Below are 23237 nucleotides of genomic sequence, written 5' to 3' on the forward strand. Positions count from 1 at the left end.
GAAGGGCGAAGGGCGAAAGGCGAAGGGCGAAGGGCGCTGGCGTGCCGGGGCGTCGCGTCACCCCGCCGGTCTGCTCGTGTCGCTCATGGGGCGGGCGTGCGGGCCGTCGACACCCCTCACCCGAGCCCCGGTCCGATGGGCGCGCACCGGCGCCCGTGCGGCCGCTTACCGTGAGCCGAACTTCAGCCGCGTGAGCTGTTCCGCCTCGTTCGCGAGCAGGCGCGCCGCGTCGCGGATCGCGACGTCGAGCGTGATCGGCCCCGGCGCCGGCGAAAAACATCCGCTGAAGAATTCCGAGAGGCGCGGCAGCGCGGCCGGATCGATCGCGCCGGACAGGAGCGACGCCTCGACGCTCAACGCCCGCGCATGCTTGCACGCGACGAAGGGCGCCTTGCCGTGCAGCGTCTGGACGTCCGAGCGGCCTTCGCCCGTGATGAGCCAGTGCGCGCCCTCGAGCGCCGTATCGAGTCCGATCTCGCGCGCCACCACTTCCGCGCCCGGCTCGAAGCGCGCGCCGAGCATGTGCAGCGCGAAGCCGAGGCCGCCAGCGGCGCCGGCGCCCGGATTGTCGCGGGTGGTGCGCTGCAATACAGGCTCGAGCACGTCGGCGAAATGGGCGAGGGCCGCATCGATTTCGGCGACCTGCTCCGGCTTCACGCCCTTTTGCGGCCCGAATACGGCGGTGGCGCCGTGCTCGCCGGTGAGCGGATTGTCGACGTCCGACATGCCAATGAATTCGGTGTCCGCGAGCCGCGCGTCGAGTTGCGAGGCGTCGATGCGCGCGACCTTCGCGAGCACGGCCGGCTTGGGTTCGAGTTCCTTGCCGTCCTTGTCGAAGAGCTTGAGGCCGAGCCCGACGAGCAGACCCGCGCCGGCGTCGTTCGTGCTGCTGCCGCCAAGCGCCACGTAGAACCGGCGCGCGCCGAGATCGAGCAGCGCGCGAATCGCCTCGCCCATGCCGCGCGTGCTGCGCTCGGTGACCGGCACGGCCATGCCGTCCGGGTCGGTGATGCCGACCACCTCCGCCGTCTCGACGATCGCGCTGCCGTCCGCGAGAAGGCCCGTCGCGGCTTGCCGGCGCGCGTTCGCCGCGCCCTGCACGTCGAGCATGCGGCGCTCGCCGCCTGCCGCGAGCATCGCGTCGAGCGTGCCTTCGCCGCCGTCGGCCATCGGGCAGATGCGGATGACCGCGTCCGCGCGGGCGCGCCGGATGCCGGACGCGATGGCTTCGGCCACCTGTTCGGCGCTGAGCGAGCCTTTGAACGAATCGGGAGCGATGACGACGACAGGTGCGGACGTGTTAGGCATGGTGTCTCGTTTATTGGATGGATTGAATTCGCGCGGCGAGGACTTATCTATTCCATTCAGGCATGCCGCGAATGCCGCGTGGCTATTCGCGCAAGCAGGCGCAGACCGGGACGCTGCCGTGCCGCGTCGGCAAGCTTAGCAGCGCGGCGCCGTGCGCAAAATAGCCGCGCTGCGATAGCCGGCATTGTGCGCGCGGTTTTTCGCGCCAGAAACACGGAATAACGTGAAATCGGATCAAAAAAGCGGGTAAATCGCACGGCGCGCGCCTGCCGGCAGTGGGGCCGCCAAATTGTTTGCTAAAATGTCGGGCTCTGTTGACTGATACCGCGCTGGCGGCGGCCCGAACACCCGGAAACGGCGCGCACAAGCGCCGCCGCGGTGCAGGCGCTGATTGCGGCCCGCAACGATGCAGCCGCAGACCAGACACCAACCCGAATACTCGAATCTACTCGATTTACTTAGGACGATAGAAGCCATGGCTAACGTTGTTGAAAATCTCGGCAAGCTCGAACGCCGCGTAACCATTTCCCTGCCGAAGGAGAGCGTGCAGAAGGAAGTGGATTCGCGTATCCGTCAGTTGGCCAAGAACGTGCGCATGCCGGGTTTCCGCCCGGGCAAGGTGCCGCTCAAGATGGTGACGCAGCAGTACGCGGGACAGGTCGAAGCCGAAGTGCTGAGCGACAAGGTCGGCAAGGAGTTCTTCGACGTCACGCGCGCCGAGAACCTGCGTGTCGCGGGTCAGCCGAGCTTTGCGCCGAAGGGCGACGAAGCGCCCGCTGACGCCTACGCGTTCGATGCCACCTTCGAGGTGTATCCGGAAGTGAAGCTCGGCGACGTCGCGACGGCGGAGATCGAGCGCACCGTCACGACCATTTCGGAAGGCGAAATTGACCGCACGCTGGACATCCTGCGCAAGCAGCGCGTGCACTACCACGCGCGCGGCGAAGGCGGCGAGCACGGTGACGGCGGTGCGGACACGGCCGCGAAGGACGGCGACCGCGTGACGATGGACTTCGTCGGCAAGATCGGCGGCGAAGCGTTCCAGGGCGGCAGCGCCGACGACTTCTCGTTCGTGCTCGGCGAAGGCCGCATGCTGCCGGAATTCGAAAAGGCGGCGCTTGGCCTTTCGGTCGGCGAGTCGCGCGAATTCGACCTGACGTTCCCCGAGGACTATCACGGCAAGGACGTCGCGGGCAAGACGGCGCAGTTCACCATCACGATGAAGAAGATCGAGTGGCCGCATCTGCCGGAAATCGACGGCGAATTCGCGAAGTCGCTCGGCATTCAGGACGGCGACCTCTCGAAAATGCGCGGCGAGATCAAGGACAACCTCGAGCGCGAAGCGAAGCGCCGCACGCAGCAGATCGTGAAGAATCAGGTGATGGACGCGCTCCTCAAGATTTCCGAGCTCGACGTGCCGAAGGCGCTGATCGAGCAGGACCAGGAGCGCCTCGTCGAAATGGCGCGCCAGGACCTGCAGCAGCGCGGCGTGCCCAATGCCGCCGACGCGCCGATTCCGGCTGAAATGTTTGCCGAGCAGGCGGAGCGCCGCGTCAAGCTGGGCCTGGTTCTTGCCGAACTGGTGAAGGCGAACGACCTGCAGGCAAAACCCGAACAGATCCGTGCGGAAGTGGACGAGTTCGCGAAGAGCTACGAAGACCCGAAGGAAGTCGTCCGCTGGTATTATTCGAATCAGCAGCGCCTCGCTGAAATGGAAGCCTACGTCGTGGAAAGCAACGTCGTGGACTTCGTTCTCGGCAAGGCCAAGGTGACCGACAAGGAAGTAAGCTTCGAGGAGCTGGCGAGCGCAACCGCGCAAGCCTGAAGCGGCGTCCAAGGGGCGTGCGGGTCGTCGGAGACGGCCCGCACGCCTTTTTTGCATTAAAGTTTGTGCAGGCGGATGCCGTTCTATCCGATGTTCCTTCGTCGTTCAGTATCCCTATTCCGAACAAGGAAATTGCATGACCTTTCGCGCTGAATTGCTCGACACGCTCGCCTCGCACGCACCCCGGGACTTCGAAGCCCAGGCGCTCGGCCTCGTTCCGATGGTCGTGGAAACGAGTGGCCGCGGCGAACGTGCCTACGACATCTATTCGCGCCTGCTGAAGGAGCGCGTGGTGTTTCTCGTTGGCGAAGTCAACGACCAGACGGCGAATCTCGTCGTCGCGCAGTTGCTGTTCCTTGAAAGCGAGAACCCCGACAAGGACATCAGCCTGTACATCAACAGTCCGGGCGGCTCGGTGTCGGCCGGCATGGCGATCTACGACACGATGCAGTTCGTGAAGCCCGACGTCGCCACGCTGTGCATGGGCCTTGCAGCGAGCATGGGCGCGTTCCTGCTTGCCGCGGGCGCGAAAGGCAAGCGCATCGCGCTGCCGAACGCACGCGTGATGATTCACCAGCCGCTTGGCGGCGCGCGCGGGCAGGCGTCCGACATCGAAATCCAGGCGCGGGAAATCCTGTACCTGAAGGAACGCCTGAACCAGTTGCTGTCGCACCATACCGGCCAGCCGGTCGAGCGCATTGCGCGCGACACCGACCGCGACAATTTCATGTCCGGAGACGACGCGCAGGCGTATGGTCTCGTCGACCAGGTGCTGCACAAGCGTCCCTGATGGTCCCTGATGGCGTCTTTCATGTGACGTCGCGCCGGCCCCGGAAAATCGGGGCCAGCCAGTCGGCCAAAGGCCTGCGGCAGAGCGCCACACACCTTTCGGCGGTCCACGCCGGCCGTATCTGCGTGGAAAGATCGAAGGGCGTATTATGTAATCGAGTGTCCGGAGGCTTACACATCTATGGCGGACAAAAAAAGTTCTAACAGCGAGAAGCTGTTGTATTGCTCGTTCTGCGGCAAGAGTCAGCATGAGGTAAAAAAACTCATTGCTGGCCCGTCGGTGTTCATCTGCGATGAATGTATCGACCTGTGCAACGAGATCATTCGCGACGAAGCAGCCGGCGCGGCGGAAGAAGCGGGGCTGACGAGGTCCGACCTGCCGAGCCCGCAGGAAATCAGCGATATTCTCAATCAGTACGTGATCGGCCAGGAACGCGCGAAGAAGATTCTCGCGGTGGCCGTGTACAACCACTACAAGCGCCTCAAGCATCTCGACAAGAAGGACGAGATCGAGCTGTCGAAGAGCAACATCCTGCTGATCGGGCCCACCGGTTCGGGCAAGACCTTGCTCGCGCAGACGCTTGCGCGCATGTTGAACGTCCCCTTCGTCATCGCAGACGCAACGACGCTGACGGAAGCCGGCTATGTCGGCGAGGACGTCGAGAACATCATCCAGAAGCTGCTGCAGAACTGCAACTACGAGGTCGACAAGGCGCAGCGCGGCATTGTCTACATCGACGAAATCGACAAGATCAGCCGGAAGTCGGACAACCCGTCCATCACGCGCGACGTGTCGGGCGAGGGCGTCCAGCAGGCGCTGCTGAAGCTGATCGAGGGCACGATGGCGTCGGTGCCTCCCCAGGGCGGCCGCAAGCACCCGAACCAGGACTTCATCCAGGTCGATACGACCAACATCCTGTTCATCTGCGGCGGCGCGTTCGACGGCCTCGAGAAAGTCATTACCGATCGCACGGAAAAGACCGGCATCGGGTTCGGCGCGAGCGTGAAGAGCAAGCTGGAGCGCGACGCGGGCGAAGTGCTGCGTGAAGTCGAACCGGAAGATCTGATCAAGTTCGGCCTGATTCCGGAACTGATCGGCCGTCTGCCGGTGGTGGCGACGCTCGGCAAGCTCGACGAAACCGCGCTCGTGAAGATCCTGATCGAGCCGAAGAATGCGCTCGTGAAGCAGTATCACAAGCTGTTCAACATGGAGCGCGTCGAGCTGGAAATCCGCCCGGCCGCGCTCCAGGCCATCGCGCAGAAGGCCATTCGCCGCAAGACCGGCGCGCGGGGCCTGCGCTCGATTCTGGAACAGGCATTGCTCGACGTGATGTACGAATTGCCGACGATGAAAGGCGTGAGCAAGGTGATCGTCGACGACAACACGATCGACGGCGACGGCAAGCCACTCTTGATCTACGAAGACGCACCGAAGGTAGCGGGCTCGAACTGATGTAGGGCTGTGTGTCGGCGAAAGGCCGTTCATGGCGACGTGAACGGCTTTTTGTTTATTTTTCGGATATCTTGTGGACGTTACTGACGCGATCTTTTCGATTCAACGAACTTTTCCCTCATGCGTAGGCTTGCATTTGTGTCCGCAGGCCTTACTTACGAACGAACTGATTCCACTACTGGGGAAATGAAATGTCAGGAACCCAACTCCTCCCGCAGGAACGCATCACGCTCCCGCTGCTTCCGCTGCGCGACGTAGTCGTTTTCCCGCATATGGTGATTCCGCTCTTCGTCGGGCGGCCCAAGTCGATCAAGGCCCTCGAAGCCGCGATGGAAGGCGGCAAGCACATCATGCTCGTCGCCCAGAAAACGGCGGCGAAGGACGAGCCGACCGAAAAGGACATGTACGAAGTAGGATGTATCGCCAACATCCTGCAAATGCTGAAGCTGCCCGACGGCACGGTGAAGGTGCTCGTCGAAGGCCTGCAGCGCGCGAAGACGCTTTCCATCGAAGAGCAGGAAACGCAGTTCTCGTGCGACGTGATGCCGCTCGAACCCGACCACGCCGACAGCGCTGAAACCGAAGCGCTGCGCCGCGCGATCGTGTCGCAGTTCGACCAGTACGTGAAGCTCAACAAGAAGATTCCGCCGGAAATCCTCACGTCGCTGTCGGGCATCGATGAAGCGGGTCGTCTCGCGGACACCATCGCGGCTCACCTGCCGCTCAAGCTCGACCAGAAGCAGCACATCCTCGAGATGTTCCCGGTCATCGAACGTCTGGAACATCTGCTTGCGCAACTCGAAGCCGAAATCGACATCCTGCAGGTCGAAAAGCGCATCCGCGGGCGCGTGAAGCGCCAGATGGAAAAGAGCCAGCGCGAGTACTACCTGAACGAGCAGGTCAAGGCGATCCAGAAGGAACTGGGCGAAGGCGAAGAGGGCGCGGATCTCGAAGAGCTCGAGAAGCGCATCACCGCCGCGCGCATGCCGAAGGAAGCCAAGAAGAAGGCCGACGCCGAGCTGAAGAAGCTCAAGCTGATGTCGCCGATGTCGGCGGAAGCCACTGTCGTGCGCAACTACATCGACACGCTGATCGGCCTGCCGTGGCGCAAGAAGAGCAAGGTCAACAACGACCTCACGAATGCGGAGCGCGTGCTCGACGAAGATCACTTCGGCCTCGAAAAGGTCAAGGAACGGATCCTCGAATATCTCGCGGTCCAGCAGCGCGTCGAGAAGGTGAAGGCGCCGATCCTGTGCCTCGTCGGGCCTCCGGGCGTCGGCAAGACGTCGCTCGGGCAGTCGATCGCCCGCGCGACGAACCGCAAGTTCGTGCGCATGGCGTTGGGCGGCGTGCACGACGAGTCCGAGATTCGCGGCCACCGCCGCACGTATATCGGCTCGATGCCGGGCAAGATCCTGCAAAGCCTCGCGAAGGTCGGCGTGCGCAATCCGCTCTTCCTGCTCGACGAAGTCGACAAGATGGGCATGGATTTCCGCGGCGATCCGGCGTCGGCGCTGTTGGAAGTGCTCGATCCCGAACAGAACCACACGTTCGCCGATCACTACATCGAAGTCGATTTCGACCTGTCGGACGTGATGTTCGTCGCGACGTCGAACTCGCTGAACATTCCGCCGCCGCTGCTCGACCGGATGGAAGTGATTCGCCTCTCGGGCTATACCGAAGACGAGAAGGTCAGCATCGCGCAGCGCTATCTGCTGCCGAAGCAAAAGCGCAACAACGGCCTGAAGGAAGGCGAGATCGAAGTCGCCGAGCAGGCGATCCGCGACATCATCCGCTACTACACGCGTGAAGCGGGCGTGCGTTCGCTCGAGCGTGAAATTTCGAAGATCTGCCGCAAGGTCGTGAAGATGCTGCTGCTGAAGAAGGCGGAGGGCGCAGTGACGGTCGACGGCAGGAATCTCGACACGTTCCTCGGCGTGCGCAAGTACGACTTCGGTCTGGCCGCGAAGGAAAACCAGATCGGCCAGGTGACGGGTCTCGCGTGGACGGAAGTGGGCGGCGACTTGCTGACGATCGAAGCGGCGCAGATGCCCGGCAAGGGCAACGTGATCCGCACCGGTTCGCTCGGCGACGTGATGAAGGAGTCGGTCGAGGCGGCGCGCTCGGTGGTTCGCTCGCGTTCGCGCCGGCTTGGCGTGGCGGATGAAGCCTTCGAAAAGAAGGACATCCACATCCACGTGCCCGAGGGCGCGACGCCGAAGGACGGTCCGTCCGCCGGTATCGCGATGACGACGGCGCTGGTGTCGGTGCTCACCGGAATTCCAGTGCGCGCGGACGTGGCCATGACCGGCGAAATCACGCTGCGCGGCGAAGTGCTGCCGATCGGCGGGCTGAAGGAGAAGCTGCTGGCGGCGCATCGCGGCGGCATCAAGCTCGCGCTGATCCCGGAAGAGAACACGAAGGATCTCGCCGACATTCCGGACAACGTGAAGAACTCGATCGAGATCGTTCCGGTGCGCTGGATCGACCGGGTGCTCGAACTCGCGCTCGAGCGCGTGCCCGAGGCGCTGCCGGAAGACGAGGCCAAGCCTGCTACTCCGGTTGGCGCGGAAGCGCAGAAGGATGCGCCTGCGTCGGGCGATGTCGTGAAGCACTGACGTTGCGTCGTACCGCTCTTCGATGCGAAACGCGTGTTGCGCATCCGAAGCTAAAAAAAACCCGCGAGTTTGCGCTCGCGGGTTTTTTGTTTTCGGCGAAAAGAATCGCGATCGGCGCGAAACGCGTCGAATCAGGCTCCGCCCCCGTTGACACGGCGCTTTCGGCTAAGTCTAATGAGCGCCGCACCTGCCATGCCGAGGTGCGATTGCTTCGATGACAGACCACATCCACAGCACATGCGCAGTACAGACTCGGGGATAACAATGAACAAGACAGAACTGATCGACCATATCGCGCAAAACGCGGACCTCTCCAAAGCGGCCGCCGGCCGCGCACTCGACGCCCTGATCGGCGGCGTGCGCACGACCCTCAAGAAGGGCGGCACCGTGACGCTCGTCGGCTTCGGCACGTTCGCGGTCGGCAAGCGCACTGCGCGCACCGGACGCAATCCGCGCACGGGCGCCGCCATCAAGATCAAGGCCGCCAAGGTGCCGAAATTTCGCCCTGGCAAAGCACTAAAAGATGCGCTAAACTAGCGGACTCGCTGGATACGGGGTGCTTCAAGATACATCCTCAATGGGGATGAAAAAGGGGCGCGCTGGTCACAGTCCGGGCAGCGAAGAATCGCGGAGCGGGTGCTTAGCTCAGTTGGTAGAGCGGCGCCCTTACAAGGCGTAGGTCGGGAGTTCGAGCCTCTCAGCACCCACCAGTTCCAGGTTCATCAAGCAGCCCAGGCGAGCAGGTACAAAGCAGGAACAAGCTAGTAGCAGGCAGCAAACAAGGAGTGGTAGTTCAGTCGGTTAGAATACCGGCCTGTCACGCCGGGGGTCGCGGGTTCGAGTCCCGTCCACTCCGCCAGCATCCACGAGAAAGGCGAACTCCGGTTCGCCTTTTTTATTGCCCGCTGTTGTAAGATCGGGCGTTTTGTTTTAAGGCATCGTTACGCATGCTCGATTTTTTCCGCAATCACCAACGCCTGATGATGGCGCTCCTGATCCTGATCGTCGTGCCGGGGTTGGGCATCGTCGGCGTGCAGGGTTTCAGCAGTTTCTTCGATGAGAACGCGTACGTCGCGAGCGTGAACGGCAACAAGATCTCGCGCGCCGACTATGACAACGCGCTGCGCCAGCAGGTCGATCGCGCGCGCCAGGTGCTCGGCGCGCAGTTCGATCCGAAGATGTTCGAGACGCCCGAGATGCGTACGGCGCTCGTCGACAGTCTCGTGCAGCAGCGCATGCTTGCGGACGAAACCCGTCGCCTGCATCTCACCGCTTCCGACGAGGCCGTGCGCCGCGCGCTCCTCGCCGATCCGGTCATTTCGTCGCTGCGCAAGCCCGACGGCACGATCGATGTCGAGCGCTACAAGCAACTGCTCGCGATGCAGGGCATGACGCCCGAGCAGTACGACGAGCGCATCCGCTACGGGCTCGCTTCCGAGCAGATTCCGGGCAGCATCCAGGCGAGCGCGTTCACGTCGAAGGCGCTGGCGCAAAGCCTCACCGAACTCGCCGAGCAGCGCCGCGACGTGCAGGGGCTCGCGTTCCGTACGCAGGACTACACGTCGAAGGTTCAGCCGACCGACGCGCAGATCAGCGCCTATTTCGACGCGCATCGCAACGAGTTCGCCACGCCCGAGACGGCCACGATCCAGTACCTGGTGCTTTCGCCGGCGACGCTCGCGGCAGGCATCAAGCCCACCGATGCCGAACTCAGGAAGTACTACGACGACAACATCGCGCGCTATCGCACGCCGGCCGAAGTGCGGGCAAGCCACATTCTTATCAACGCGCCGAAGGACTCGAGCGCTGCCGACAAGGCGAAGGCCAAGCAGAAGGCCGACGAACTGCTCGCGCAAGTGAGGGCGCATCCGGACCAGTTCGCGCAGATCGCGCAGAAGAGTTCGGAAGACCCGGGTTCGGCTGCGAAGGGCGGGGACCTTGGCTACTTCAGCCGCGGCATGATCGCGGGCGGCAAGGCGTTCGACGACGCCGCGTTCAAGCTCAAGAAGGGCGAGATCAGCGATGTCGTGGAGTCGGACTTCGGCTATCACATCATCCAGGCAACCGACGTGAAGCCGGAGGCCACGAAGCCGTTCGACGAAGTGAAGGACGCGCTCACGAAGGACTACATTGCGCAGCAGTCGTCCAGGAGCTTCACCGACGACGCGCAGGCCTTCACCGACGCCGTCTACGAAAAGTCGAAGACGCTTCAGTCCGCCGCCGACAAGTACAAGCTGCAGATCCAGACGGCGACGGTCGGGCCGAAGGCGAACCCGCAACTGCCGCCGGACAGCCCGCTGAACAACGCGAAGGTGCTGGCCGCGATCTTCGCCGCCGATTCGGTGAAGGATCGCAACAACACGCAGGCCATCGACATCGGCAACAACACGCTCGTCGCCGCACGCGTGACCGACTACAAGCCGTCCACGGTGCCGCCGCTCGATACCGTGAAGGACGCGGTCCGCGCGAAGGTCGTCACGCAGGAAGCGGGTGCGCTGGCGCGCAAGGAAGGCGCGGCCAGGCTCGCGGAACTCGATAAGTCGAAATCGACGGCGGGCTTCTCGTCGCCGTCCACGGTCTCGCGCAACGATGCGCAGGGCGTGCCGGTCGCCGCGCTGAGCGCGATCTTCAAGGCGGACGCGTCGAAGCTGCCGGCTTATGTCGGCGTCGATCTCGGCGACGACGGCTATGCGATCTATCGCGTGAACGGCATCCAGAAGGCAGCGCCCGTCGCGGCCGACCGCCTCGCGGGCGCGCAGCAGCAAGTCGCGCAGGTGTACGCGCAGGCCGAGATGGAGGCGTATCTCGATTCGCTGAAAGCGCGCTCGAAGGTGAAGCTGACGCACACGCCGTCCGTGAACGAGCCGCAGTAAGAGCGGAGCAAGCAGCGGCGCAAGCCGCAGCAAAAAGCCCCGCTGGCGCGAGCCAGCGGGGCTTTTTTATCGTTTATCGGTTGGGCGCCATCGGGCGATTCAGGCCTCGACGCGTGCGTGTCGTGAGGGCGGCCATCCCCGAATATGGGTTGCTCAGCGGCAGCCCTGGATATCACCGGTGCTTTCGCTGCCGGCCGCGCCGGAGGCACGGAAGCCGACCCACGAACCCTGACCGCCGGTCCAGCTGGGCCGCACCACGGCGGCCGCGCCGTTAGGCGGCTGCTGGCCCGGCACGTAGACGTCCATCGCCTGATCGTTTGCGAGCGTGTCCTGCGACACGACCTGCTGCTGCGACTTGTCAGCCCATTTCTGAGCGATGCATTGTCCAACGACCTTCGGAGCCTTCTGGCTCGTGCCCACTTGCTGCACGTTGGCGGGCGGCTGCGCAGCGCATGCCGAGATCGCGACGGTCAAAGCGAGAATGGGTAAGTATTTCACGTTACCTCCATGTTGAGGCGCTCACAGCGGAGCGGGGTTTCAAGAGTGACGCGAAAGTCTCAGATAACTGAATCGTGGCCTTGTTCCGCGCTTGGTCTGAATGCTGCCGGCCGTGCGGCTTGCGAATTCATTTCGAAGCCGCGGCGCCGAGCAGTGGTTTCAAATTTGGCCAGACGTTGTCCAATAGCAAGGGCTGGGCCTGCACCGTCGGATGAATCTGGTCGGCCTGGAACATCGCGGGCTTGTTCTCGATGCCCGCCAGCAGGAACGGGACGAGCGGCACCTTCTTTTCTTTCGACAACTCCTCGTAGACACCGTGGAACTTTTGCGAGTAGTCGGGGCCGTAATTGGGCGGAACGTACATGCCGATGAGTAAAACTTTCGCATGCGCCGCCTGCGACTGTTCGACGATCGTGCGCAGGTTCGCTTCCGTGGTCGCGAGCGGCACGCCGCGCAGGGCGTCGTTGGCGCCCAGTTCGACCACCACGACCGCCGGTTTCAGCCGGTTCAGCACCGCGGGCAGGCGGGCCCGCCCGCCGCTCGTCGTGTCGCCGCTGATGCTCGAATTGGCGACGCTATAATCGAAGCGCTCTTTTGCGAGCCGCTCTCGCAGGAGATTGACCCAGCCCGTATCGCGCGGCAGACCGTACTCGGCGGAGAGACTGTCGCCGAGCACCACGATCGTCGGCTTGCCCTGCGCGGCGGGCGTTTCCGCGGCATCGGCGTTCGCCGCGTTCGCCGCGAGCGAGAGCGCGGCGAACGCAATGGCGGCGAGCCGCATGCTCCCGTCCACCTTGAAGATTTCCATGCAAAACAATATCGAACCAGTCATCGAAGTACGGGGATTGAGCAAGCGGGTTAAGGACGCGACAGGGGAGCTGACCATCCTCGATCAGATCAACCTGTCGATTGCGAAGGGTAGCAGTGTGGCGATCGTCGGCGCGTCGGGGTCGGGCAAGTCGACGCTGCTCGGCTTGCTTGCCGGATTGGACAGTGCGAGCGCGGGCTCGGTTCGTCTGCTCGGCAAGGAGCTCGGCGGACTCTCCGAGGACGAGCGCGCGGCGCTCCGAAGCGGCTCGGTGGGCTTCGTGTTCCAGTCGTTCCAGTTGATGCCGCATCTGACGGCACTCGAAAACGTGATGCTGCCGCTCGAACTGCGCGCGGAGATGCCGCACCGGGAGATCGCCGCGCGCGCCCGCTCTCTGCTCGACCAGGTCGGGCTCGCTCAGCGCACGGGGCACTATCCGAAGCTGCTCTCGGGGGGAGAACAGCAGCGCGTGGCGCTCGCGCGCGCCTTCGTCACACATCCGGCCGTGCTCTTCGCCGACGAGCCGACCGGCAGTCTCGACGCCGCGACCGGCTACGCGATCATCGACCTGATGTTCGAGATGAACCGGCGCAACGGCGCGACGCTCGTGCTCGTCACGCACGACGCCGAACTCGCGGGACGCTGCGACGCGACCGTGACGATCGAAGCAGGCCGGCTCGTGAACGGCCTTGGCGTCTGAGCGCGAGCGCCGCCCCGTTGCAGCCATGCGGCGGGAGGGCGCCCGCAGCCGTGCCTAGCGCTTCAGCGCCTTGCGCGCACGCGCGATCAGCGCCGAGGTCGACGAGTCGTGCTTCGCCGGATCGGCGGTTGCCGCGGTGATATCCGCTTCGACCACCTTGCCGAGGATCTTGCCCAGCTCGACGCCCCACTGATCGAACGGATTGATGTTCCACACCGACGCCTGCACGAGCACCTTGTGCTCATAGAGCGCGATCAGCGCGCCGAGCGTCTGCGGCGTGAGCGCATCGAGCAGGATCGTCGTGGTCGGGCGGTTGCCGGGGAAGCTCAGATGCGTCGCGAGTTCCTCCTTGCCCGGTCCCGCCACCTTCTTCGCTTCCTCGAGCGTGCGGCCGAGCATCAGCGCTTCGCTTTGCGCGAAGCAGTTCGCGAGCAGCTTCGCGTGGTGATCGACGAGCGGATGCTCGGGCGTGAGCACCGCGATGAAGTCGATCGGGATGATGGTCGGGCCCTGGTGCAGCATCTGGAAAAAGGCGTGCTGGCCGTTCGTGCCCGGTTCTCCCCAGATCACGGCGGCGGTCGGGTAGTCGACCATCTTGCCGTCGAGCCGCGCCGACTTGCCGTTGCTCTCCATCTCCAGCTGCTGCAGGTACGACGGCAGGAAATGCAGCGCTTCCGAATACGGCGCGATCAGATCGCTTTGCGAGCCGAAGAAATTGCGATACCAGATGCCGAGCATGCCGAGCAGCACGGGCAGGTTCTTTTCCAGCGGCGCGTCGCGGAAGTGCTGGTCCATCCGGTTCGCGCCTTCGAGCAGGCCCTCGAAGTTCTTCGGTCCCACCGAGAGCATGATCGAGAGGCCGACCGCCGACCACAGCGAATAGCGGCCGCCGACCCAGTCCCACATCTCGAACACGTTTTCCTTCGCGATGCCGAACTTGACCACTTCCTCCGGGTTCGCCGAGACGCCCACGAAGTGCTTCGAGAGCGCATCTTGCGGACAGCCCTGCTTCGTGAACCAGTCGCGCATGGAGCGCGCGTTGGTCATGGTTTCGAGCGTCGTGAAGGTCTTCGACACGATGATCGCGAGCGTTTCTTCCGCGTCGATCGTCTGAAGCACGTTATACAGATCGGCGCCGTCGACGTTCGACACGAAGTGCGTATCGAGTTCAGGCGACGCCAGGTGATGCAGCGCGTGCACGACCATCTTCGGCCCGAGGTCCGAGCCGCCGATGCCGATGTTCACCACATGGCGGATGCGCTTGCCGGTGTAGCCGGTCCACGAGCCGTCGCGGACCTTGTCGGCGAACGCGGCCATCTTCGCCTTCTCGGCGCGCACCTGCTGCTGGAACGGCGCGTCGTCTGCGGTGGAGCGCAACGCCGTGTGGAGGGCGGCGCGATGCTCGGTCATGTTGACGATGTCGCCCTTGAACATCGCGTCGCGGCGCTCGGCGACCTTCGCCTGCTGCGCGAGTTCAACGAGCAGCTTGAGCGTCGCATCGCTGATGCGGTTCTTGGAGAAGTCGATCGCGATACCGCCGCCGTCGAACGTCAGGCGCTCGGCGCGAGTCGGCGAGGTGTCGTTTTGCGGCGCGAACCAGTCGCGCAGGCGCTCTTGCGAAATGTCATCGTAGTGAGACTGGAGCGCAGACCAGGCAGGAAGCGAAATGAGCGTCATAACTGTCCGAATGGCTTGAGTTGGCAGAGGTTTGCCCGGGATTTTCCGGGCGGAACGTTCGTGCGAATGCGCCGCCGGCGGGCGAGGCAGTTGCGGGAATCAAGATGGAGTATAGCCACGATGCATGAACGCATGCTGGCAAACGTCGCCTGCGCGGCGCGGCCGGGGTTTCAGTCGGAGCATTTCAATCCGCGCGTTTCAGCCCGCGAGTTTCAGCCCGCATAGAAGCGCCTGTTAAGCAAGCTGCGTACCTTCGGCGCGAGTTCGCCCGCCGTGAGGCCGGCGGGGCCTTCGCCTTCGTCGGTGAGGATCTGCGCGGCGAGGCCGTGCAGATAGACTCCGGCGAGCGCCGCTTCGAACGGGGGAAGCCGCTGCGCGAGCAATGCTCCGATCAATCCGCCGAGCACGTCGCCGGTGCCGCCCGTGGCGAGCGCCGCATTGCCGGTCGGGTTGATTGCGACGCGGCCGTCGGGCGATGCGATCACCGTGCCCGAGCCCTTCAGCACGGCGACGCTCGCGAAACGCGCGGCGAGCTGGCGCGCGGCGGCGACGCGATCGGCCTGCACCGCCTTGACGTCGGCGGAAAGGAGGCGCGCGGCTTCGAGCGGGTGTGGCGTGAGGATGCACGGATCGCCCTTCGCGCCGCGAGCGGCAACCGCGGCGGCGAGCCGCGCGTCGCCCGAAACGAGGTTGAGCGCGTCGGCGTCGAGCAGCTTGGGCGCATCGAGCGCGAGCACGTTGGACAGCACCGCCTTCGCCCGCTCGCTCGCTCCCATCCCGCAGCCGATCGCGAGCGCGTCCATCTGGTCGAGCGCGAGATCGTCGACGTGATGCAGCATCAGCTCGGGATGCGGCGGATCGTAGGGCGGGGCGCCCGCGCCCAGGAACGCCACATTGACCTTGCCCGCGCCGCCGTAAAGCGCCATGCGCGCTGCAAGCACGGGCGCGCCGCACATGCCGGTGTCGCCGCCGATCACGGCGAGCGTGCCGAACGTGCCTTTGTTGGTCGCGTAGTCGCGCGGCGGCAGATGCGGGCCGAAAAGCAGCGGCGCGTTGAGCACGATCGACGGCTGCGCGGGCGGCGCGACATCGAGCGTGGCGATCATCAGCTTGCCCGTGAGGTCGCGGCCCTGTGCCGTGAAGTGGCCCGGCTTCGCGCCGATGAACGTGATCGTGTGCGTTGCGCGCACCGCCGGGCCGCCGCCGACCGCGCAGCCGGTGTCGCTGTCCAGGCCGCTCGCGACGTCGAGCGCGAGCACGCCGCCGTCTTCGCGCGAGCGCCGCGACAGGCGCGCCGCGAGATCGGCGAAGAGGCCTTCGAGCGGTCGCGTCGCGCCGATGCCGAAGAGGCCGTCGACGACCCAGCTGTAGCCTTGCAGTGACGCGGGCGGCTCCGCGACGATCCGCACCCCGGCCGCGCGCGCGGTGTCGAGTGCCCAGCGGGCGTCGTCGGGTTTGACTTCGAGCGGCATGCATACCTGCACCTCGACACCCGCCTTGTGCAGTTCGGCCGCCATCACGAGCGCGTCGCCGCCGTTGTTGCCGGGGCCCGCGGCGATCCAGACGGGCAGCGCCTGGCGCGCGGGCGAATGCTGGTCGGATTCGAGCAGGAACTGGGCGGCGGCCGCGCCCGCGCGCGCCATCAGCGTGTGGGGCGGCAGCGCGCCCGCGGCGCGTGCTTCGAGCGTGCGCAGTTCGCGGAGCGTGAGGAGCGCGAGCGCGTCGTCCTTGAGCGTGAAATAGTGCGATTTTGTCGAGGCTTTCGACGGGGACTGCAAAAAGGACTGCGACGGGGACTGCGACGAGGATTTGGACGAAGTCATGGCGGCGGGCAAGTGTGCGGCGTTCCCCCGCCATCCTGCCGCCGGCGCCGCGGGCTCGCCAGCGGCGTCAGAAGCGGTCGATGGAGAGCGCCGCGAGCGTGTCGGCGGGAATGTCGGGGGTGACGCCCGAAACGAGATCCGCGATCACTTTAGCAGACCCGCACGCGAGCCCCCAGCCCGCCGGGCCGTGCGCCGCGTTGACGAAAAGGCGCGCGTGGCTGGTCGCGCCGACCACCGGCAGGCCGTCGGATGAAAAAAGCCGCACGCCGTCCCACGGACGCGCCGCCGACACCTTCGCCGCGCCGGGAATCCAGTCGTGGGTGCCCTGGCCGAGGAGCGCGAGCGCGCGGCGCGTGAGGTCGCCGGGAAGCGGCTTCGCGGCCTTCGCTGCGCTCTGGAGCACGGCGCCGCCCGCCACGCGCAGCCGCTGGTTGACGCGCGTCATGGCGATGCGCTTCACCGAGTCGACCACCGTGATGTGCGGCGCGTGTTCCTCGTAGGCGATCGGCGCGGTCAGCGTGTGCACGCGCAGCGGGTGCAGCGGCAGCCTGCGGTTGACGCGGGCGAGGAGCGCGGGTGTGCCGGTGCCGGCCGCGACGACGATCGCGTCGGCGGCGACCACTTCGACTTCGCGGGAACGCTTGCGCTCGGTGCCCGCGGGCGCGAGCGGCGCGAGCTCGACGGCCGCGCGCTCGCCGTCGAGGCGGATCGATGCGGCTTCGCGGCCGAGCCGGAACTGCACGCCGCCTTCTTCGAGGATGTGCTTCAGCAGCTTCGTGAAAAGCGGGCAGTTGGCGGTGCGCTCGGTTTCGAGCAGCACGCCGCCGGCGAAGGGCGGATCGTCGGGAACGGACGGCTCCGCGGCGACGCACTCCTTCGGCGTGAGCACGCGGTGCGGCACCTGAAAGCGCCTGAGCAGCTCGATCGCCGGGGCGGCCTGCGCAAGCTCGCGCTCATGACGGAAGACGTGCAGCAGGCCGGTGCGCTGCTCGTAGTCGAATTCGAACAGCCCGTCGATGTCGGCAATTGCCTGCCGCGACAGTTCGACGAGCGGGTGCAGCCGCGCGTACTGCGCCGTGAACGCCTCGGGGTCGCGCAGCAGCGCGAGTTTCTTCGCGAACTCGCGGGTCGCGGCGTCGAAGCCCGGCTTGAAGAGGATGCCCGTCTTGTTGGCGCGGCGCGTGCCCATGAACGTGGGGCCGAACCACACGTCGAGCGGCGAGGGCAGCACGGCGCCGCCATGTCCGTAGGTCGCGCCCTGCGCGACCGTGGCGTGGCGCTCGATCACGCACACGCGGTGGCCGGCCGCGCGCAACTGATAAGCGGTGGCGATGCCGCCGATTCCGCCGCCGATGACGATGACATCCATGATTCGTTTTTATTGCCCGAAGGCGCGAGACTTAAAGCGAGTATGTGCGCGGATTTGCGGATTTGCGGATTTGGCGCGCTTCGCGAGCATTGCTGTGACGTTGGCGGGCAGCGGGCCGGGGCGCGGCTGCCAGTCCGGCGAAAGCGCGCATGATAGCGCCAAACGCGCCCCGCCGGGGCGCGCGCAGAGGCCGCCGGCGGCCTGCGCGGGGCGCGTTCGCGGCATCGGAAGCCAGACGGGGCGGGCGCGCCGGCGGATTCGCAACAATCCGCGATTTTTTCGGCCGCAGGGCTGCTTCAGTGTTGCTTCAGGGCCGCGCCGGGGCTATTTCAGGATGCGGGACGAAATGCCGCAAGCGGTATGCGCAGGCGCTCCCGGCAGCCCGCCCGGCCGATTTCGAGACACTTCCGGGTTATAATCCGGGTCTTCCTTTCGCCTCACGCCGCTTCGGTTGCAGGTTATGTCTGCAAACCACGAACGGCTCATCGACGTCATCGACGCACCGTCACAATGGCCCACTTCTCGTGTTTCCCCGGCGCTTCGGCCCTCTCCGATTTCCGTCAGACCCGTCTGCTCGAAACGCTCGCCCGCATTGATGCGAATATCGTCGGCGTGCGCGGCCAGTATCTGCACTTCGTCAATTCGGCCGAGCCGCTCACGGACGAGGACACGAGCCGCATCCACGCGCTGATGCACTACGGCGTGCCGTTCGAGGAGCACAAGGAGCGCGGCAGCGTCGAAACGTTCATGGTCGTGCCGCGCTTCGGCACGGTGTCGCCGTGGGCGAGCAAGGCGACCGATATCGCGCATCACTGCGGCTTGACGCAGGTGCGGCGCATCGAGCGCGGCGTCGAATACACGGTGATCATGAAAAGCGGACTGCTCGGCGGCAAGAAGGCGCTGTCGGACGCGGCCCGCGCACAGGTCGCGGCGGCGCTGCACGACCGCATGACCGAGAGCGTCGCGCCCTCGCGCGATCACGCGCTGCACCTCTTCGACGAACTGCCGGCGAAGCCGCTGCAAACCGTCGATATCGTGGGCGTCGGCCGCGGCGCGCTGGAAGCAGCGAACCTCGAACTCGGCCTCGCACTCGCGGACGACGAAATCGACTATCTCGTCGATGCGTTCAGGTCGCTCGGGCGCAACCCGACCGACGTCGAGCTGATGATGTTCGCGCAGGCGAACAGCGAACACTGCCGCCACAAGATTTTCAACGGCGAGTGGACCATCGACGGCGAAAAGCAGGACATCTCGCTCTTTCAGATGATCCGCAATACGGAGAAGCTGAATCACGAGGGCACGATCGTCGCGTATTCGGACAACTCCGCGATCATGGCAGGCGGCATCGCCGAGCGCTGGTTCCCGCGCGGCGCGAGCGAGCACTACGAGCGCAACGTCGAGCTGACGCATACGCTGATGAAGGTCGAGACGCACAACCACCCCACGGCCATCTCGCCGTTCGCGGGCGCGGCGACCGGCTCGGGCGGCGAGATCCGCGACGAAGGCGCGACCGGCCGCGGCGCGCGTCCGAAGGCGGGCCTCGCGGGCTTCACGGTGTCGAATCTCGATCTGCCGGACGCGCGCCAGAAGTGGGAAAACGCCCGCGACAGCGCGACGCCGGTTCCGCAGCGCAATCCCGCCGAAGCGAACGAGCCGTATGGACGGCCGGACCGCATCGCCTCGCCGCTGCAGATCATGATCGACGGGCCGATCGGCGCGGCCGCGTTCAACAACGAATTCGGCCGGCCGAACCTCGGCGGCTATTTCCGCACCTACGAGCAGAACGTGGCGGGTCGCGTGCGCGGCTATCACAAGCCGATCATGATCGCGGGCGGCATCGGCAATATTTCCGACCAGCACACGCACAAGATGGATCTGACCGCGGGCACGCTGCTGATCCAGATCGGCGGGCCGGGCATGCGCATCGGCATGGGCGGCGGCGCGGCAAGTTCGATGGCGACCGGCGCGAACACGGCCGAGCTCGACTTCGATTCGGTCCAGCGCGGCAACCCGGAAATCCAGCGCCGCGCGCAGGAAGTGATCAACGCGTGCTGGCAGCTGGGCGAGAAGAACCCGATTCTGTCGATTCACGACGTCGGCGCCGGCGGCATTTCGAACGCGTTTCCGGAACTCGTCGACGGCGCGGGCAAGGGCGCGCGTTTCGAGTTGCGCAAGGTCCAGCTCGAAGAGAGCGGCCTGTCGCCGCGTGAAATCTGGTCGAACGAGGCGCAGGAACGCTACGTTCTCGCAATCGATCCGGCCGATCTGCCCGCGTTCGAAGCGATCTGCGATCGCGAGCGCTGCCCGGTCGCGGTGGTCGGCACCGCGACGAGCGAACGCCAGTTGAAGCTGATCGACGACGAAAGCGACGGCCAGCCGCCCGTCGACATGCCGATGGACGTGCTCCTCGGCAAGCCGCCGAAGATGCATCGCGACGTGAAGCGCGAGTCGGTGACATTCGAGCCGATCGACGTGACGGGCGTGCCGCTGTCGGAGATCGCCGTCGATGTGCTGAAGCACCCGACGGTCGCGAGCAAGTCGTTCTTGATCACGATCGGCGACCGCTCGGTCGGCGGCACGACCGCGCGTGACCAGATGGTCGGGCCGTGGCAGGTGCCCGTCGCCGACTGCGCGATCACGACGATGGACTACGCGGGCTATCGCGGCGAAGCGATGACGATGGCCGAGCGCACGCCGCTCGCGGTCATCGATGCGCCCGCGTCCGGCCGCATGGCGGTCGGCGAGGCGGTCACGAACATCGCCGCCGCGCCGATCGAGTCGCTGAATAAGCTCAAGCTCTCCGCGAACTGGATGGCGGCGTGCGGCAGCGCGGGCGAGGACGCGGCGCTCTACGACACCGTCAAGGCGATCGGCATGGAACTGTGCCCGGCGCTCGGCATCAGCATTCCGGTCGGCAAGGATTCGCTGTCGATGCGCACCAAGTGGCAGGACGCAACGGGCGCGGCGAAGGAAGTGGTGTCGCCGGTGTCGCTCATCATCTCGGCGTTCGCGCCTGTGGAGGACGTGCGCCGCCAGCTGACGCCGCAGTTGCGCCGCAACATGGATACCGTGCTGATCGCGATCGATCTCGGGCGTGGGCGCAATCGCCTCGCCGGCAGCATCTTCGCGCAGGTCACGCAGCAGGTGGGCGACACGGTGCCCGATGTCGACGACCCGGAGGACCTGAAGCGCTTCTTCACCGCGATCCAGTCGCTCAACGCCGACGGCAAGCTGCTCGCCTACCACGACCGCTCGGACGGCGGGCTGTGGGCGACGGTCTGCGAAATGGCGTTCGCGGGTCACATGGGCGTGTCGCTGAACGTCGACATGCTCACGCTCGACGCGCATCACGAATCCGATTACGGCGACGCGAAGGACTGGACGAAGCAGACGAGCGGCCGCCGCGAGGACCGGACGGTCCGCGCGCTCTTTTCCGAGGAGCTCGGCGCGGTCGTGCAGGTGCGCGCGGCCGATCGCGACGCCGTGTTCGTCGCGTTGCGCGAGCATGGGCTGTCGGCGTGCTCGCACGTGATCGGCAAGCCGAACGAGCGCGACACGATCGAGATCTATCGCGACGCGAAGAAGATCTATGAGGCGCCGCGCGTCGAATTGCATCGCGCATGGGGCGAGGTGAGCTGGCGCATCGCGCGTCTGCGTGACAACCCCGCCTGCGCCGACGCCGAATACGACGCGCTCTCGGACGCGAACGACCCCGGCATCACGCCGCATCTCACGTTCGATCCGGCGCAGGACGTGGCCGCGCCGTTCATCCCCCAAGGAGACGTCGTTCGGGGCGTCGTGAAGGGCGCGCGTCCGCGCGTGGCGATCCTGCGCGAGCAGGGCGTCAACTCGCACCTCGAAACGGCCTACGCGTTCGACCGCGCGGGCTTCGACGCCCACGACGTCCACATGAGCGATCTGCTCGCGGGGCGCGCGACGCTCGCGGACTTCGCGGGCGTGGTGGCGTGCGGCGGTTTCTCCTACGGCGACGTGCTCGGCGCGGGTGAAGGCTGGGCCAAGACGATCCGCTTCAATCCGCGTCTCGCCGACATGTTCGCCGCGTTCTTCGGCCGCGCGGATACGTTCGCGCTCGGCATCTGCAACGGCTGCCAGATGATGAGCAGCCTGGCGTCGATCATCCCCGGCGCCGAGGCCTGGCCGAAGTTCACGCGCAACAAGTCGGAGCAGTTCGAGGCGCGCTTCTCGCTCGTGGAAGTGCAGGGCTCGCCGTCGATCTTCTTCGCCGGCATGGAAGGCTCGCGCATTCCGGTCGCGATCGCGCACGGCGAGGGGTTCGCGGACTTTTCGCAGCAGGGGGACGCGTCGAAGGCGCTCGTCGCGATGCGTTTCGTCGATCACCACGGCAACGCCACCGAGCGCTACCCGTTCAACCCGAACGGCTCGCCCGAGGGCATCACCTCGGTCACGACGACGGACGGACGCTTCACGGTGCTGATGCCGCACATGGAGCGCGTGCATCGCAACGTGCAGATGAGCTGGACGCCCGAAGACTGGACCACCGACGCGAGCCCGTGGCTGCGCGCGTTCCAGAACGCGCGCCGGTGGATCGGCTGATCTTCGGCTGAAGGCAGCGGCGCTGCCCCGAAACAAAAATGCCGCCCCTTGCAATGCAAGGGGCGGCATTTTTTTAAGAACGGTGCGCGGCGCTTACTTCACCACGGCCTTCTTGCGCAGGTCTTCCTCGAACGCCTGCAGCTTCTCCTGCTGGATCTGCTGCGCGATCTGCGGCTTCACCTGGTCGAGCGGCGGCGGGGCGACATCGCGCGAATCGTCGAGACGAATGATGTGCCAGCCGAATTGCGTCTTCACCGGCTCCGCCGTCACTTCCCCCTTCTTCAGCTTCTGCGCGGCCGCGCCGAATTCCGGCACATACGCCTGCGGGCTCGACCAGTCGAGATCACCGCCGTTCTTGCCCGATCCCGGGTCCTTCGAGTACTGCTTCGCGAGGTCTTCGAAGCTCGCGCCAGCCTTGATCTTGGCGATCAGGTCCTTCGCCTGCGCTTCATCCTCGACGAGGATGTGATGCAGATGCAGTTCCTTGCCGCCGCCCGCCTGCTTGACGAGCTCGTCATAGCGGGCCTTGATCTCGGCGTCGGTCGGCGTGTGCGTCTTCACGAAGTCTTCGATCATCGCGCGCAGCACCACGGTCTGCTGCGCGACGGCGAGTTGCGCCTTCACGTCCGGACGCGTCGCGATGCCGCGGCGCGCGGCTTCCTGCATCAGGATTTCCCGGTTGATGAGTTCCTCGCGAACCGCCGCCTGCAACTGCGGCGTGTTCTGCTGGCCTTGCTGGACGAGCTGGTTCACGAGCGCATCGGCACGCGAGGTCGGCACCGGCGTACCGTTCACGACGGCGATATTCTGCGCGAAGGCGGGCACCGCCGCGAACGCAGCCAGCAACACCCAGACACGGGTTTTTTTCAAAGTCATCGAATGTTCCTAACTAGGCAACAGAGGCCTTACGAGGCGAGTTAA

The 23237-nt window shown here is 65.5% G+C and carries 15 protein-coding genes and 2 tRNA genes; 10 read left to right on the forward strand and 7 right to left on the reverse strand.

What is annotated here, in order from left to right; genetic code table 11:
- Positions 1-165: 165 nt before the first annotated feature.
- Positions 166-1308 (reverse strand): glycerate kinase, encoded by a 1143-nt coding sequence (locus BG61_RS18300; RefSeq protein ID WP_035933409.1) that lies wholly within the window; start codon positions 1306-1308, stop codon positions 166-168.
- 475 nt (positions 1309-1783) lie between these two features.
- Between BG61_RS18300 and tig the strand changes: the two genes are divergently transcribed.
- From tig to BG61_RS18340, 8 genes are all read left to right on the forward strand, one after another.
- The gene (tig, locus tag BG61_RS18305; RefSeq protein WP_035933406.1) at positions 1784-3133 is read left to right on the forward strand and encodes a trigger factor; all 1350 of its coding nucleotides are present in this window, start codon (positions 1784-1786) and stop codon (positions 3131-3133) included.
- Between the two features lie 136 nt (positions 3134-3269).
- Positions 3270-3923 carry an ATP-dependent Clp endopeptidase proteolytic subunit ClpP gene (clpP, locus tag BG61_RS18310; protein WP_035933404.1) on the forward strand — a complete coding sequence of 218 codons (654 nt, stop codon included), beginning with the start codon at positions 3270-3272 and terminating at the stop codon, positions 3921-3923.
- Positions 3924-4103: 180 nt separating this feature from the next.
- On the forward strand, positions 4104-5375 hold the full coding sequence (clpX, locus tag BG61_RS18315) for an ATP-dependent Clp protease ATP-binding subunit ClpX (RefSeq protein ID WP_035933402.1): 1272 nt from the start codon (positions 4104-4106) through the stop codon (positions 5373-5375).
- A gap of 191 nt (positions 5376-5566) precedes the next feature.
- Positions 5567-7993 (forward strand): endopeptidase La, encoded by a 2427-nt coding sequence (lon, locus tag BG61_RS18320; RefSeq protein WP_035933399.1) that lies wholly within the window; start codon positions 5567-5569, stop codon positions 7991-7993.
- 237 nt (positions 7994-8230) lie between these two features.
- Positions 8231-8530: an HU family DNA-binding protein gene (locus tag BG61_RS18325; RefSeq protein WP_479389494.1), complete on the forward strand. Its 300-nt coding sequence runs from the start codon at positions 8231-8233 to the stop codon at positions 8528-8530.
- A gap of 97 nt (positions 8531-8627) precedes the next feature.
- Positions 8628-8703, forward strand: a tRNA-Val gene (locus BG61_RS18330).
- Between the two features lie 72 nt (positions 8704-8775).
- Positions 8776-8852, forward strand: a tRNA-Asp gene (locus BG61_RS18335).
- A gap of 88 nt (positions 8853-8940) precedes the next feature.
- Positions 8941-10866 carry a SurA N-terminal domain-containing protein gene (locus tag BG61_RS18340; RefSeq protein WP_035933395.1) on the forward strand — a complete coding sequence of 642 codons (1926 nt, stop codon included), beginning with the start codon at positions 8941-8943 and terminating at the stop codon, positions 10864-10866.
- 153 nt (positions 10867-11019) lie between these two features.
- On the opposite strand, the gene BG61_RS18345 is transcribed toward BG61_RS18340, so the two are convergent.
- Positions 11020-11364: a hypothetical protein gene (locus BG61_RS18345; RefSeq protein WP_035933392.1), complete on the reverse strand. Its 345-nt coding sequence runs from the start codon at positions 11362-11364 to the stop codon at positions 11020-11022.
- Positions 11365-11491: 127 nt separating this feature from the next.
- A complete protein-coding gene (locus BG61_RS18350) occupies positions 11492-12172 on the reverse strand; it encodes an arylesterase (protein ID WP_232256191.1) in 681 nt (226 codons plus the stop codon).
- On the opposite strand from BG61_RS18350, the gene BG61_RS18355 reads away from it, so the two are divergent.
- Entirely contained in the window at positions 12171-12872 is a 702-nt protein-coding gene (locus BG61_RS18355; protein ID WP_035933390.1) for an ABC transporter ATP-binding protein, read from the forward strand. The genes BG61_RS18350 and BG61_RS18355 overlap by 2 nt on opposite strands.
- A gap of 54 nt (positions 12873-12926) precedes the next feature.
- Here BG61_RS18355 and pgi read toward each other — a convergent pair whose 3' ends face one another.
- The 3 genes from pgi to BG61_RS18370 form a co-directional block, all read right to left on the reverse strand.
- On the reverse strand, positions 12927-14549 hold the full coding sequence (pgi, locus tag BG61_RS18360; RefSeq protein ID WP_035933387.1) for a glucose-6-phosphate isomerase: 1623 nt from the start codon (positions 14547-14549) through the stop codon (positions 12927-12929).
- A gap of 212 nt (positions 14550-14761) precedes the next feature.
- Positions 14762-16372 carry an NAD(P)H-hydrate dehydratase gene (locus tag BG61_RS18365; protein WP_081868111.1) on the reverse strand — a complete coding sequence of 537 codons (1611 nt, stop codon included), beginning with the start codon at positions 16370-16372 and terminating at the stop codon, positions 14762-14764.
- 67 nt (positions 16373-16439) lie between these two features.
- On the reverse strand, positions 16440-17741 hold the full coding sequence (locus BG61_RS18370) for an FAD-dependent oxidoreductase (protein WP_035933383.1): 1302 nt from the start codon (positions 17739-17741) through the stop codon (positions 16440-16442).
- A gap of 510 nt (positions 17742-18251) precedes the next feature.
- Here BG61_RS18370 and purL point away from each other — a divergent pair.
- On the forward strand, positions 18252-22316 hold the full coding sequence (gene purL, locus BG61_RS18375; RefSeq protein ID WP_035933380.1) for a phosphoribosylformylglycinamidine synthase: 4065 nt from the start codon (positions 18252-18254) through the stop codon (positions 22314-22316).
- 93 nt (positions 22317-22409) lie between these two features.
- Here purL and BG61_RS18380 read toward each other — a convergent pair whose 3' ends face one another.
- Complete coding sequence (locus BG61_RS18380) at positions 22410-23192, reverse strand: peptidylprolyl isomerase (protein ID WP_035933371.1); 783 nt, start codon at positions 23190-23192, stop codon at positions 22410-22412.
- Positions 23193-23237: the final 45 nt, after the last annotated feature.

Origin of the sequence: Caballeronia glathei, assembly GCF_000698595.1 — a bacterium.
In the GTDB taxonomy this organism is placed as follows: Bacteria; Pseudomonadota; Gammaproteobacteria; order Burkholderiales; family Burkholderiaceae; genus Caballeronia; species Caballeronia glathei.